The organism is Halomonas sp. I1, assembly GCF_032334135.1.
In the GTDB taxonomy this organism is placed as follows: Bacteria; Pseudomonadota; Gammaproteobacteria; order Pseudomonadales; family Halomonadaceae; genus Halomonas.
The window spans coordinates 91,745-105,254 of sequence record NZ_JAVXUS010000013.1 but is presented as its reverse complement, the minus strand read 5'-3'; the positions used below and the strand labels follow the sequence as shown (position 1 = coordinate 105,254).

Genomic DNA, 13,510 nt, shown 5'->3' with positions numbered 1-13,510 from the left:
CGTTTCAAGACGGCGATCCTGTTTCATTTCGGCGGGCTGGAAATGACACCTAACCCACTGAAATAGATGAAGAGCCAAAACATCTGCCCCCTGAATGCACCCATTACCTTGAGCGTTCACGAATGCCGCACTGTTCTTTGGACTCCAGACATATAAAGTTGATTTGCTGGGGAGTTCAGCAAATCTCATTGATGGCTTGGTTTCACCGTACCAGGCACCATGAGCGCTACAGCCACTCAAGGTGATAATCGATATAAGCATCATTGCAGTTTTTAACATTACACATATCCATGTCTTGAATTGTCATGCGGGGCTGTGTTCTCTCAGCGGTATCGAGAGTGAAGAGCCTGTTTCTGTTGATGGGAAAGGCTTCCATCAACAAGACTCTTGTCCCACTGTAGTGGCGGCTCGGTCCGCGTGGCGTGGGGGGCTTCAACGTTGTTGCAGCCAAAGGGGAATGGGGGACCGTTTAGCTGTCGCCATCCCGGCGTGGCAGGGGGGCGAAGGTATCGTCGAAGATGGCATCAAGGTCGAAGGTGGAATGCTGGCCGATGGCGTCGAAGTTGTCGTTCAGCCACTGGTCGGCCCAACGCCGACCCAGTTCATGGAGCCGCGAGATGAACTCCCATTCGGCGTTCATCTTGCTGGAGGCGCTGAGTTCCTGGACCTCCTGCTCGGCGTGGATCAGGTGCAGGCGCATCGCGCGGACGCGCTCGAGTTCCAGGCCTTCGGCCTCGATCAGCCGCTGGAGCAGCCGGATGCTGCGCAGTTCCTTGACCAGGCTGGAGTTGAAGGTGATCTCGTTGACCCGGTTGATGATCTCCCGGGCGCCGTCGGGCAGCCTGCGGCGGACCAGCGGATTGACCTGCACCACCACCAGGTCGCTGCAGCCACGGTTGTCGACCAGCGGATAGAGGGCGGGATTGCCGCTGTAGCCGCCGTCCCAGTAGGCCTCGCCGTCGATTTCCACGGGCGGGAACAGCGTCGGCAGACAGGCCGAGGCCATCAGGGTATCCACCGAGAGGGCGGGCTGGCGAAAGATCGTTGCCCGGCCGGTGCGCACGTTGGTGGCGGTGACGAAGACCTTGACCTGGCCGCAGGCGTTGACCCGCGTGAAGTCGATCTGTTTCTCGATCAGGTCGCGCAGGGGATTGATGCCCAGCGGATTGAGTCGCCCCGGGTCCACCAGCCGGGTCAGCCCCTCCAGGAACAGGTAGCCGGGGGAGTAATCGAGGCTGTCGTTGCCCATCATGCGGTCCCAGAAGGTGCGCCGCAGGGGGGAGAAGCGGGCCATGCGGCTCACCGCCTCCCAGAAGTCACGCAGCGCCTCACGGGCGCCGTCGCGGCCGTTGCGGTGCAGGCCGTCGGCGAGCATCACGGCGTTCATGGCCCCGGCGCTGGTGCCGCTGATGGCGTCGATTTCCAGCCGCTCGTCCTCCAGCAGGCGGTCGAGCACGCCCCAGGTCAGGGCCCCGTGGGAGCCGCCGCCCTGCAGGGCCAGGTCGATACGTTTCCTGTCTGCCGCGGGTGTGCCGTTCGCCATCGCCGTGGCCTCCGCTCTCGGTCGCCATGCTGCGGTGCATTGTAGCCGGCTCGGGCGTTGACTGCCGTGGGCGCTGGTGAGAGGTGCAGACGCGAGGGGATACGGTGAGCGGTGCGTCGGTCAGGCGAATGGGGGGGGCAAAACGAACGAGCCCATCGGCCGTTGGGCGCGATGGGCTCGGTGGAGAGGGCGCGGCGCGTTCAGGCGCTGGCGGCACTCGACTGACGGGCATCCTGGTGGCGGCTGCGCACCACGCGATAGCCCACGGCGCCGGCGATCACCAGCATGGCGCCGCAACCTACGGCCAGGGCGTAGGCGCCGGTGACCGCGGACTCGGGGATGCCGAAGCGGCCGGCTAGTCCGGCCAGCGTATCGGCGTACTGGCGCCACAGGAAGGCGCCGACGCCGACGCCCGCCAGCATGGTGAACACAGCGATGCTGCGGGAACCTGCGGCCCAGCCGCTGGGTTCGTGCTCGTCGGTACGATGCAGGAAGGCCCGGTAATCACGCTCGGCCTGGCTGACCCGGGTCAGCGACGAGGCCACGGCAATGGCCACCAGTGCCATCAGGGTGCTGAGCAGCACCGGGTGCAGGTAGGTCGGCAGCGCGATCCACTCGGCCTGGACCATCAGCGACAGGATGAGGTTGCCGACGAAGCCCACCGTCAGGCCCCAGCCGGCCCCGGCGGCGGTGATCCGGCGGCTCCAGATGCTCATCAGCGCCACCGGGCCCCAGGAGGAGGCGAACAGGGTCGCCGCGAACCATACCACGGCCATCACCGCCGGCGGTTGGAACAGGGCCAGGATCAGGGCGGCCAGGCCGGCACCCAGCACCGCGAGGCGGCTGGCGCGCATGGCCGAAGCCTCGCTGCGGTTGGCGGGCAGGATGTCGTTGGAGATGCTGAAGCCGATGATCGACAGGAAGGTCGAGCAGGAGGACAGGCCAGCGGCGAAGACGCCGGTCAGGATCACTACGCCCAGCCAGGCCGGCAGGACGTTGAGGGCCGCCCACACCATGGCGCGTTCGCCGTTCAGGGTCGGGTCGTAGAGGTTGATGGCCGCGCCGGTCATCATCATCAGCGCGTAGAAGACCGCCAGCGACACCGCGGTGAGCATCGCCGAGCGCATGACCACGTGCTCGTTGCGCGCCATCAGGTAGCGGCTGGACTGCCAGGGGCTTGCCGCCAGCACGGCGGCCCACACCAGGCCTAGCGTCAGGCCCCAGGTCAGGGCCTCGCCCGGCGTGGAGAAGGTCGCATCCTCACCCTCGAGGACGCCATGCCATAGCGCGATGCCGGGCTTGTCGCCCTGGCTCAGCAGCCCCTCGACGACGCCGTGCCAGCCGCCCAGGTCGTGGATGATGTAGAGCGAGCCGCCCAGCGCCGCCACGGAGAAGATCACGAACATGATCGTGTCGGTCAGCATCACGCCCGGCGAGCCGGAGTAGAGGATGAAGCCGGTATAGGTCAGCCACACCAGCACCAGACCGACCCAGTAGGGCATGCCGGTGAGTTCCTCGAACATGATGCCGGCGCCCTGCATCACGCCCAGCAGGTAGGCGCCCAGGCCGAGCACGGTGGTCAGGCCTGCGATCCGCTGTACGCGTTTCGAGGCGAAGCGCTTGCCGAAGAACTCCGGCACGGTCAGGGCACCGCTGCGGCGCAGGTAGCGGCCGAAGGCCAGCGCGCCGAGCAGGCAGCCCGAGGTGCTGATGGCGGCGAAGATGAGCATCACGAAGGGATAGCCCTGGTAGGCGAAGCCGGTCTCGCCGAGGAAGGCGCTGGTGCTCAGGTAGCTGGCGACCAGGGTGCCGAGGATCAGAAAGGTCGGGGCGTTGCGTCCGGCGACCAGATAGTCGTCGAGGTGCTTGACCCGTCGCCCGGCCAGATGGCCGATGACGAAGTAGCCGATCAGGCTCAGCAGGATGGCGGAGGTGTAGATCATGGCAGGAACCATAATTTGTTGAATTTGTGGCGCACCATGATGCGGCTTCGCCATGAGGAGGGCATTCTCGTAACGTCATGCCATGCGACTGATGCGACATTGAGCGCCGTCCTACCCCTCATGGACGCAGCGTCCCGCCACGAACGTCTTCCTGGGCTGGAGTTCGCCATCGAGCAGGGTGACGTCGGCATCGAAGCCGACGGCCAGGCGCCCCTTGCGGGCCTGCAGCCCGAGCACCCGGGCGACGTTGCCGGCGATCAGGTCCAGGGCCTGCTCGAGCGGGAGGATGTTCTCGCGTACCAGGCGCTGCCAGTCGGCGATCAGGGCGGTGTTGCGGGCCACGCGCATGCCGACGTAGCCGCCCTGGGCGTCGAACTCGGGCAGGCTGCCGTTGCAGTCGGAGCTGATGGTGATGCGCTCTCTCGGCACGCCGCGCCCGAGCAGAACGATCACCGCGTCGAAGGCGGAGAGGCCTTCCGCGCCGGGATCCTCGAAGGCGGTCAGGTCGACGCTGGCGCCGAAGGCGAGCGCGTAGTCCGCCGCCTCGTCGAGCAGGGCGCGGCGGCGATTGACGTGGGTGGGGATCACCTGGTCGGCGGGGATCTCGGTCTCGGACAGCAAGCGGCGCAGCGGCTCCAGGCCGCGGTCGCCGTCGCCGACATGAAAGTGACAGATACCGCGCTTGCCGGCCAGCAGGGCGCCGACGCGCACCTCGCTGACCAGCCGCTCGATCTCGTCCTGGCGCGGCTGGCTGGAGCGGTGATCGGAGATCGCCAGCTCGCCCAGGCCGATGACCTCGGGAATCCAGGCCAGGTCGCGCTGTAGATCGCCGGTGAGGGTCGGCGGCGGCACGCGGTAGGCGCCGGTGTACAGGTAGGCGGCGATGCCCTCGGCGCGCAGGCCGCGGACCTTGGCCAGCAGGTCCGCCGGCGAGCGGCTGAGGCTGTCGGTGCCGAGTACACCGACCACCGTGCCGATGCCCATGGCGGCGATCTCGGCGGCGGTGATCTCCGGGCAGCGGGTGACGAAGCCCCCTTCACCGCCGCCACCGGTGACATGCACATGTTGATCGATGAAGGCGGGGACGGCGGTCAGCTCGCGCGCCTCCACCAGGTGCACGGGCCAACCTGCCGGTATGGTGAGGTCGCGGCCCAGCGCCGCGATCCGGCCGTCGGCGATCAGCAGGTCGGTCTCCTCGCGCGGTTCCGGCGCGTACAGGCGGCCGACCCGCAGCAGGGTCAGCAGTGGTCTGCTCCGATTGCTTCCAGGCGTCATGGCGAGCTTCCTCGGTGGACGTCGTCGTTCATCCCGATTCGCTCGGGGTGGCAGGCGAGAAGCGCCGCCCCCGAAGGCGTTCGATGGCGCCGTCGATGTCATCGATCAGCAAGACCAGCAGGTCGCCCTCTCGGGCCGCATCGAAGGCTCTTTCGATCGCCATGTGCTCGTCGAGGACGGTCTCGAGCTCGCAGGCGGTTTCCGCCGCCGCCGCGCCATCGTGCAGCAAGCCGGCGGCCTCGCCAATGGCCCGTCCGCGCGGATGGGTTTCGCAGATGAATATGGCGTCGTGCATCCTGGCGAGCTGGGCGCCGAGGGCCAGAATATCCCCGTCGCGGCGATTGCCGGGGGCGCTTGCCACACCAATGCGGCGGCGCGCCGGGAGGCTGCCGACGAGCTCGTCGAGCGCCTCCAGGGCCGGCACATTGTGGCCGTAGTCGATGAGCACCTGTACCCCATCGGCCGCCACCAGATTGGTGCGCCCGGGGTTCTGGCCGGGGGTGGGATGAAAGGTCTGCAGCCCGGTCTGGATGGCGGCGATGTCGAGCCCCAGCGCGTAGGCGGCGGCGCTGGCGGCCAGGGCGTTGGCCACGTTGAAGCGGGCATGTCCCTCGAAGGTGATGGGCACGTCATCGACAGGGATGATCTCGGCTTCGACGCGGCCCTGGCGCATCACGATGCGCTCGCGGTGGACGGTGAAGGCCACCCCATGTTCGCGAACGTGCTGGTGGACGACGCGCGAGTCGGGATCCAGGGTGAAAAAGATGATGTTGCCGCGTGCCCATTGCTGACCCTCCAGCACATAAGGGTCGTCGGCATTGAGCACGGCGGTTCCCCCTTCGCGCACGGCGTCGATGACCACCGTCTTGCAGCGGGCCAGATCGTCGAGGGTATGGAGGTCGTGCTCGCCCAGGTGGTCGCTGGCGATATTGAGCAGCACGCCGACGTCGCACTCATCGAAGCCCAGGCCGCGACGCATGATGCCGCCTCGCGCCACCTCGAGCACGGCCTGCTCGACGGTGGGTTCGCGCAGCACGATGGCGGCCGCCTGCGGGCCGCTGTAGTCGCCGCGCATGATCACGTGGTTGTCGATCTCGATGGTGCCGGTACAGGCCATGCCGACCTTCCTGCCGGCGTGGCGCAGCAGGTGCGAGAGCAACCGCACCGTGGTCGTCTTGCCGTTGGTGCCGGTCACCGCGGTGATGGGAATGCGGCCGTCTCCGCCCTCGGGGAACAGCATGTCGACGACGTGTTGGCCGACATCTCGCCCCTGCCCGTGAGTCGGAGACAGGTGCATGCGAAACCCTGGCCCGGCATTGACCTCGACGACCGCCGCCGCCTGCTCTTCCAGCGGCCGGGTCAGGGTCTCGGCGATGAGGTCGATACCGATGATGTCGAGCCCGATCAGTCGGGCGATGCGTTCCGCCGCATAATGCACCTCGGGGTGGACATCATCGGTGACGTCCGTGGCCGTGCCCCCCGAGCTCAGGTTCGCCGTGGACTTCAGGTAGACGATCTCGTCCTGGGCGATCACGCCCTGCAGGGTCAGGTTCTGCTGGGCAATCAGCCGCAGTGACTGGTCATCCAGTTGAATGCGGGTGAGCAGGTTCTCGTGGCCGATGCCGCGGCGGGGGTCCCGGTTCGCCTGGTCCACCAGTTCCTGCAACGTGGATTCGCCGTCGCCGACCACGTGGGCGGGACGCCGCCGGGCCGCGGCCACCAGCTTGCCGTCGATCACCAGCAGGCGATGGTCCTCGCCCTTGATGTGCTGCTCGACGATGACCGACCGATGCTGTCGGGAGGCGGTTTCGTAGGCGTCGCGCAGCGCCTGCTCGTCCTGGAGGTCGGTGCTCACGCCGCGGCCATGGTTGCCGCTCAGCGGCTTCGCCACGACGGGATAGCCGATGCTGCTTGCGACCTCGAGCGCCTCATCGAGCGATTCGCAAACCTGCCCGATAGGGACCGGGATGCCGGCATCGCCGAGGAGCTGCTTGGTCCAGTCCTTGTCGCCGGCGATGCCGTGGCCGAGCAGGCTGGTGCGACAGGTCACCGTCGCCTGGAGGCGCTGCTGGCGGTGGCCATGCCCCAGCTGGATGTAGCTGGTCTCCTCGCTCAGGCGAGCGAAGGGAATGTTGCGGCGCTTGGCCGCGTCGACGATCGACGCGGTGGAGGGGCCCAGCATGTGGGCGTCGCGCACCGTCTTGAGGCGGGCGATGATCGTGGCCATGTCGATCTCGTCCCCGTCGAACAACCGGGCGACGAACTCGACCGCCTCGACCCCGGCCGCCAGGCCACAGGCCTCGTCCCGATAGCGGTAGACCACGTTGTAGACACCGGTGTCGTAGCTGTCGATGGTCTTGCCGTAGCCGACCGAGAAGCCGATCAGGTTCTGCAGCTCGATCGCCACGTGCTCCACGACGTGCCCGGCCCAGGTGCCGCGCGCGAGCCTTTCCAGGAAGCCGCCGGGGCGGCCGACCGAGCAGCGATGTGTCTGCAGGGTCGGGATGAGCTCGGTGAGGCGTTCGCCGATACCCGGGACGGTGTCGCTGGGGCGCTCCTCGAGCTCGCCGATGTCCAGGCGCATGAGGCACGTCGGATAGCGGCTGTAGTAGTTGGGACCACGCAGGGCCCGGTGTTCGAGGATCTTCATGTTGTCTCCGCCAGGCTGGCCTTGAGTGGGGCGGGCGCCAGGTAGCGTCGTGCCTCGATGTCGAAGCCGTGGCCGCTGATCAGGGCATGCATGACCATGTGCTCGATCGCCACCGCCTCGCCCATCGACAGCTCGGTGATGTTCGAGCTTGCCAGGTTGCGGCTGTCGATGAGGATGACATGCCCCGGTCCGATGGCTTCGAGAATCTGGCTCGGGTGAATGATCACGGCGGCATCCTCGCCGAGCCCCACGCCCAGGTGCTCCGGGTTGCTTGCCCCGACCTCCATCAGGCGTGTGAAGCGCCCGCGCTCGAGGAAGTGGCTGTCGATGATGAGCCCATCGACGAAGCCGAGACCGGAGGTCATCTTGACGGCTCCCTTGCGCAGGGCATCCATGGCGTTGCCATCGTAGATCATGGTGCCCGGCATGGCCGCCGCGCCGGCGCTGGTGCCCGCCACGACGGCACCGGCCAGCAGGCGGTCGCGAATGGCCTTCAGCGTTGCCGAGCCGCCCAGCACAGTGGTCAGGCGCAGCTGGTCGCCGCCGGTGAAGAAGATCACGCCGCTGCGCTCGATCAGTTCGACGTTGCCAGGGTCGGCGGCCTGCCGGCGGTCCTGGATGTCGAGCGCATGGACACGGCGGGCGCCGAGGCGTGTGAAGGCGGCCTCGTATTCGGGGAGTACCTGATCGGGGATGCTGCTGGCGGTGGCGATGACGGTGACGTCGTCACTACCGCTGGGGGCGAGAGCGAAAACCTGCTTCAGGATTTCGAGATCGGATGTCTTATCCTCGGCACCGCCGATCGCCACGATGTGGCCGAGTGTGGCGGGCAGCTGAGAGGTCATAATCCCGTTCGTCGCCTAGCGACGCTTTTGAGGAAATGTCGAAATCCAATGACCAAGTGAGCAAGTCGATGAATAGTCGGATGCCTGCTTCCTGTCTCACGGTATAGCAGCCATCCACCGGCGGGGCTAGAACAAACGCCTGACCGATGCCGCGGGTGGGGCGTCGATCAGTGATCACGCCTGGCCCAGCAGCAGGCCACCTTCGATGGGAATGAAGCGCGAGGCCGAGCGGATCAGGGCGTCGGCGGTGAGGGCGGGAACCCCGAAGACTTCCACCTCCACCCCGAATTTGTCGTGCAGCTTGTCGACCAGCAAGGCGAAGTCGCCGTCGCCGGAGGCCAGCACCACTAGGTCGGCCTCGCCGGCATGTTCGATGGCGTCCAGGGTGATGCCCACGTCCCAGTCGCCCTTGGCCGAGCCGTCGGCGCGCTGGATGAAGGGCTTGAGTTTCACCTCGAAGCCGATGGCGCGCAGGATGTTCTGGAACTGGCGTTGCTTCTCGTCGCCACGGTCGACGGCGTAGGCGATGGCCCGGCTCACCTGACGCCCTTTGGTGGCTCGGGCCCAGAGCGCGTTGTAGTCGACGTTGCGTCGATGGGCCTGGCGGCTGGTGTAATAGAGGTTCTGGACGTCCAGCAGGATCAGTACCGTTTGCATGCAGGCCCCTGATGGTGGCCGGGTGGCCGTGTGGCTACCCGGGCGAGTAAGAACACGCCGGCTGGTGCCGATGGTTCAGGTGGCGTCGTGGTGGTGTGAGCCGAGGATATGATGGAAGCTCCAGTCTTTCACCATGGGATCCTCGGGGTTGATGACGATGTCGGAACGTGCCAGGACATAACTCTTGCCGGTGATGGTGTTTTCCACGACCTGGTGAGTGCCTTCCTGGCGGGTGCCGGTGAACTCGCCGATGAAGCCGGTCTCGCGCAGGGAGACCGTCTCGAGCTTGTCGCCCGGCCGGATGCGGCCTTCATGGTTCATCAGCGCTAATCGGGCCGAGGTGCCGGTGCCGGTGGTGCTGCGGCAGATCACGCCGGGGTGAACGTAGGTCGCCGAGCGTGAGCGGTAGAAATCATCGGCGACTTGCTCCACCGGTCCCATGAAGTGGAGGAAGGGCAGGGGGCCGACATCGCCCAGAGTGTAGTGGGAAAAACCGCGCTCGGCCTGGATCGCCTCGACGATCTTGTGAGCGCATTCGGCGAGGCGACGCTCTTCTTCCTCGACCAGCATGAAGCCCAACTCGGTGGCATCGACCAGGGCATAGAAGCCGCCGCTGTAAGCCACGCTATAAGTCACGTCGCCGATCGAGGGCACGTGGATGCTGGCCTTGTGGGTGTCGATATAGCTGGGCAGGCCCTCGCAGGTGATGGCCTCGACCACGCCGTTCTCGATCAGCGCCTCGATCTGCACCAGCCCGGCGGGGGCCTCGAGCATGAAGCGTTGCCGGCCCTCCTGCTTGGGAACCAGGCCGGCCTCGAGTACCGCGGTGGCCGTACAGATGGTGTTGGAGCCGGAGTAGATGGGGTAGCCCATCACTTCCATGATGATGTAGCCGGCTTCGGCCCGAGGGTCGCTGGCCGGCACGATCAGGTCCACCGACATTTCGGGGATGCCGTAGGGCTCTTCGAGGAGCAGCTTGCGCAGTCCATCCGCGTCGTCGCGCAGGTATTCCATCTGCGCACGCACGGTATCGCCGGGCAAGGGAGTGATGCCGCCGAGCACGATGCGGCTGACATCGCCGCCGGCGTGGGTGTCCATCAGGCGGATACCGAGTTCCTGTGGCCTGGGTGTCTGACTCATTGGTGTCCCTCGAGGGCGTGGGGGGCGCCGTGTCGTGACCACTCGCTGTCCGGCACGATGACGATCTTGCCCAGATAGTTGCTGCCGCGATTGACGAAGTAGCGTTCGGCGTCGTGCAGGTCGGAGAGCTTGAAGGCGGCATGCAGTACCGGCTTGAGCTGGCCATCGCGAATCCAGGCGACCAGTTGTTCGGCTTCCTCGCGGGTACCGTGGGAGACGCCGAAGATCTGCACCTGGTAGAGATAGATGCGCGTCCACATGATCTCGCTGACGTTGCCGCCGCTGGCGCCGGCGATGGAAAGCCGAGGGTAGCTGGCGCGGGCCTTCATGTCGAAGATCATGGTGTCGATGAAGCGGTCCGTCATCTCGCCGCCGACCAGGTCCATCACCGCGTCGATGGGGGCGCCACCGGTCACGGCCTTGACCTGTTCGGTGAAATCGCTCATGTCGGAGCGATCGAGCACCGCTTCGGCGCCGAGATCCAGCAGAGGCTGGGCCTTGTCGCGCTGGCTCAGGGCATAGGGCACGGCGCCGACGATTCGGCAGAGCTGGATGAGGGCGGTACCCACGCCACCGCTGGCGCCCGTGACCAGGACGCGCTCGCCGCCCTTGATGCCCGCCGAGGTCATCATGTGGTAGGCCGTCTGATAGGAACACATGCCCATGGCGGCCAGTTCGGCATCGCTCAGCTCGGGGTTGGGCACGTGATGAAATTGGTCGGACGGTACGGCGACGTACTCGGCGTAGCCGCCGTCGGCGCCATGGCCGTAGTAGTCCGGCGTCAGGTTGATGTCGCGGCGTTCGTCGGCATAGAGATTGAAGTCCAGCAAGCCTCGCTCGCCGAGGCGTGATGCGTCGACGCCGTCACCCACGGCCACGACCTGGCCGACGATGTCGGCGCCCTGGATGCGCGGAAAGGTCAGGGTCGGCGAGCCCCCCATGGCGAAGGAGGCCACCTCACCCTTGTCCTTGGTGGGGTAGAGGCCTTCGCGCGCCTTGCGGTCGGTGTTGTTCTTGGCCGTGGCGGTGACCTTCACCAGCACCTCGCCGGGACCGGGACGCGGCGTGGACACGGACTCGTCGTAGACCAGCTGGTCCACGTCGCCGTGTCCGGTCAGCAACATGGCCGACATGGTGGTGGGGACGGTCTCCGGCAGAGGGGTGAAGCCCATCGGCGTGCTCCTCGCATTGGGTCATGAGTGGGTGGAGGTTCGGGAAAAGTGAAGCGGGTGGTATAGAGCGCCGACAATAGCAAAGAACCGCAGGTTGGCCAGTGGGTTTTTTTTCCGATTTTCAGGCGCCGGGCGGGACGTTTTTTCGGTGCGGCGGGAAGGAGGCGCGATCGCGTTGACAAGGGATTCCAAGCGTTGACGGGGCCTGGCGTGGGTCGCTTGCACTGATATCGGCACGGCGTCATGGTGAGAAGGTGTTCACCACCATCATGCCGAGGTCCGCGCGATGTCGCTGATCGATCTACGCGCTACCAATCTCGCACGCGAACATGTGGCCCATTCGCATGGGCATCATCAGTTGATCCTGGCGACGCGAGGGGCCACCGAGCTGTCCATCGAGGGCAACGGCGAGCGGATCACCGGCAGCCGAGGCTGCCTGATTCCCTGTGCCCATCATCATGAGTATCTGGGCGATGGGCGGAACCGCACCTTCGTACTGGATATTCCCGTTGCCACGCTGCCGTCGTTGCGTGATGCCGCTGAAATGGAGCGGCTGTTCGACCGCCCGCGATTCTTCGGTGTGCCGCCGCGCCTCAATCGTCTGGCCGACAGCCTGATGCAGCAGCTAGAGTCGTGCCCGGCCCTGCACAGCGAAATTGCCGCCTTGTTGCTGCGGGCGCTCTATCTCCACCTGGAGTCGCAGCCCTTGTCCGAGGAGGGGGAGGCGTATGTATCGGGGCGCGATGGTCGGCTCGACATGGTCCGCCTGGATGACTGGATAGATCGCCATCTGGCCGAGGAGATTCGCGTCGAGCATCTGGCCGCTCAGTGCGCACTGAGTGTCGGACATTTCCATGCCCGCTTTCGCGAATGCATCGGCATGACGCCCCAGGCCTATGTTCAGCAGCGTCGCCTCGAGCATGCCCGGACACTGGTCAATCACAGTGGCCTGAGTCTCGGGCAGATCGCTGCCCTGGTGGGGTTTCGTGACCAGGGAAGCTTTTCGCGCGCTTATCGGCGCGCCTTCGAGGCATCGCCGTCGAGCGAACGGGGTTGAGCCGAGACTCGTGAGCCTGGGGCAAGGATGTCTCATTCGCAGGCAAGCGCGAAGGCGTATCGCTTCCTACATTGCTGTATAGAGGTTCGTTCAGGGAGCCGGCTCCCGGCGAACGAGAACAACAGCAAAAACGCGAGGACGATACGATGCAGAGGAATTCACTTGCTCGCCTGGCGGCGCTTGCCGCCTTGCCGATGGCCATGGCCAGTGCTCAGGCTCAGGCACAGTCCCACGAGATGGCCATCGCCACCCTGATCCCCGAGAATCTCGAGAACAACAGCATCTATCCAGCACTGGTGCACTTCAAGGAGCTGGTCGAATCGCGAACCGACGGTGACCTGGCGGTCAGTCTCTTCGGCGGCGGTCAAATGGGGTCCGAGGTCGAAACCGGCTCGCAGGTGCAGGCCGGTGGGCGCGCCCTGCAATCGAGCGTGCTCACCTCCGGGGCGATGTCTTCCTTCTATGAGGACTACCAGATCGTCACGGCGCCCTTTCTGTTCGACAACTGGCGCCAGGCCTGGGCGTTCTTCGACAGCGAGTGGTTCGCGGACTTCATGTCCGGTGCCATCGAGGCGGCCGACATGCGCTATCTCGGCACCTTCGATGACGGTGGCGGCTTCGTGGCCTTCACCAACAACGAGCGTCTGATCAAGACCGTCGAAGATCTCGAGGGGCTCAATATTCGTACCGAGGAAAACCCGGCCCATGTGGCGACCATGAAGGCGCTGGGTGCCTCGGCCACCCCCTTGCCCTGGGGCGAGCTGATTACCGCCCTGGAAACCGGCCTGGCCGATGGACAGTTCAACGCGCCGGTGATCAATACCACCTATGGTCTGGACGAAGTGACCGATTACACGACCCTGACCGGCCATGTTTACAACAGTGCGTCCTGGGTGGTCAGCGAGACCTGGTTCCAGGAGCTGCCTGAAGAATATCAACGCATCGTCACCGATGCTGCGAGGGAAGCGGTAGCGCTGAGTCACGGTGCTTCGGCGATGCTCGCCACGGCCAGCTGGCAAAAATCCTGCGAGCTGTTCGAAGAGTGTTACATCATGCCCACCGAGGAACGTCAGCGGATGGCCGAGATTGCTCGTCCGGCCTGGAAGGAATGGATCGTCGAGGACTTCGGTGCCGACGAGCAACTGGTCGAGGACATGCTGGCCAAGGTGGAGGCGCTTCGCGACTCCCTGCCGGATGAGGCCTTCCAGCGTTACGGCCAGTAAGGCTC

The 13,510-nt window shown here is 65.8% G+C and carries 11 protein-coding genes; 2 read left to right on the top strand and 9 right to left on the bottom strand.

The window, feature by feature from the left end; genetic code table 11:
* From RSO41_RS13730 to RSO41_RS13690, 9 genes are all read right to left on the bottom strand, one after another.
* Positions 1-279 (bottom strand): hypothetical protein (locus tag RSO41_RS13730; RefSeq protein WP_315619710.1); only part of this gene is annotated, 279 nt, incomplete at its 3' end.
* Positions 280-469: 190 nt separating this feature from the next.
* Complete coding sequence (locus RSO41_RS13725) at positions 470-1,543, bottom strand: patatin-like phospholipase family protein (protein ID WP_315619709.1); 1,074 nt, start codon at positions 1,541-1,543, stop codon at positions 470-472.
* A 200-nt stretch (positions 1,544-1,743) separates the two neighbouring features.
* Entirely contained in the window at positions 1,744-3,486 is a 1,743-nt protein-coding gene (locus RSO41_RS13720) for a sodium:solute symporter family protein (protein WP_315619708.1), read from the bottom strand.
* Positions 3,487-3,597: 111 nt separating this feature from the next.
* Positions 3,598-4,761 carry a beta-aspartyl-peptidase gene (gene iadA / locus RSO41_RS13715; RefSeq protein ID WP_315619707.1) on the bottom strand — a complete coding sequence of 388 codons (1,164 nt, stop codon included), beginning with the start codon at positions 4,759-4,761 and terminating at the stop codon, positions 3,598-3,600.
* A gap of 28 nt (positions 4,762-4,789) precedes the next feature.
* Positions 4,790-7,411, bottom strand: coding sequence for a cyanophycin synthetase (cphA, locus tag RSO41_RS13710; RefSeq protein WP_315619706.1), 2,622 nt, complete (start codon positions 7,409-7,411; stop codon positions 4,790-4,792).
* The gene (locus RSO41_RS13705; protein ID WP_315619705.1) at positions 7,408-8,256 is read right to left on the bottom strand and encodes a cyanophycinase; all 849 of its coding nucleotides are present in this window, start codon (positions 8,254-8,256) and stop codon (positions 7,408-7,410) included. The genes cphA and RSO41_RS13705 overlap by 4 nt, the downstream gene beginning before the upstream one ends.
* Before the next feature lie 174 nt (positions 8,257-8,430).
* Positions 8,431-8,913: an NYN domain-containing protein gene (locus RSO41_RS13700; RefSeq protein ID WP_315619704.1), complete on the bottom strand. Its 483-nt coding sequence runs from the start codon at positions 8,911-8,913 to the stop codon at positions 8,431-8,433.
* A 75-nt stretch (positions 8,914-8,988) separates the two neighbouring features.
* Positions 8,989-10,053 carry a proline racemase family protein gene (locus RSO41_RS13695; protein ID WP_315619703.1) on the bottom strand — a complete coding sequence of 355 codons (1,065 nt, stop codon included), beginning with the start codon at positions 10,051-10,053 and terminating at the stop codon, positions 8,989-8,991.
* Entirely contained in the window at positions 10,050-11,225 is a 1,176-nt protein-coding gene (locus RSO41_RS13690; RefSeq protein ID WP_315619702.1) for an alcohol dehydrogenase catalytic domain-containing protein, read from the bottom strand. The genes RSO41_RS13695 and RSO41_RS13690 overlap by 4 nt, the downstream gene beginning before the upstream one ends.
* Before the next feature lie 286 nt (positions 11,226-11,511).
* Here RSO41_RS13690 and RSO41_RS13685 point away from each other — a divergent pair, with 286 nt between their 5' ends.
* Both RSO41_RS13685 and dctP read left to right on the top strand, forming a co-directional pair.
* Positions 11,512-12,282, top strand: coding sequence for an AraC family transcriptional regulator (locus RSO41_RS13685; RefSeq protein ID WP_315619701.1), 771 nt, complete (start codon positions 11,512-11,514; stop codon positions 12,280-12,282).
* Between the two features lie 146 nt (positions 12,283-12,428).
* Positions 12,429-13,505, top strand: coding sequence for a TRAP transporter substrate-binding protein DctP (gene dctP, locus RSO41_RS13680; RefSeq protein ID WP_315619700.1), 1,077 nt, complete (start codon positions 12,429-12,431; stop codon positions 13,503-13,505).
* Positions 13,506-13,510 lie beyond the last annotated feature (5 nt).

Coding starts and splice junctions, on each gene's coding strand:
- RSO41_RS13725 (WP_315619709.1), bottom strand. CDS start 1,543: ATGGCGAACGGCACACCCGCGGCAGACAGGAAACGTATCGACCTGGCC.
- RSO41_RS13720 (WP_315619708.1), bottom strand. CDS start 3,486: ATGATCTACACCTCCGCCATCCTGCTGAGCCTGATCGGCTACTTCGTC.
- iadA (WP_315619707.1), bottom strand. CDS start 4,761: ATGACGCCTGGAAGCAATCGGAGCAGACCACTGCTGACCCTGCTGCGG.
- cphA (WP_315619706.1), bottom strand. CDS start 7,411: ATGAAGATCCTCGAACACCGGGCCCTGCGTGGTCCCAACTACTACAGC.
- RSO41_RS13705 (WP_315619705.1), bottom strand. CDS start 8,256: ATGACCTCTCAGCTGCCCGCCACACTCGGCCACATCGTGGCGATCGGC.
- RSO41_RS13700 (WP_315619704.1), bottom strand. CDS start 8,913: ATGCAAACGGTACTGATCCTGCTGGACGTCCAGAACCTCTATTACACC.
- RSO41_RS13695 (WP_315619703.1), bottom strand. CDS start 10,053: ATGAGTCAGACACCCAGGCCACAGGAACTCGGTATCCGCCTGATGGAC.
- RSO41_RS13690 (WP_315619702.1), bottom strand. CDS start 11,225: ATGGGCTTCACCCCTCTGCCGGAGACCGTCCCCACCACCATGTCGGCC.
- RSO41_RS13685 (WP_315619701.1), top strand. CDS start 11,512: ATGTCGCTGATCGATCTACGCGCTACCAATCTCGCACGCGAACATGTG.
- dctP (WP_315619700.1), top strand. CDS start 12,429: ATGCAGAGGAATTCACTTGCTCGCCTGGCGGCGCTTGCCGCCTTGCCG.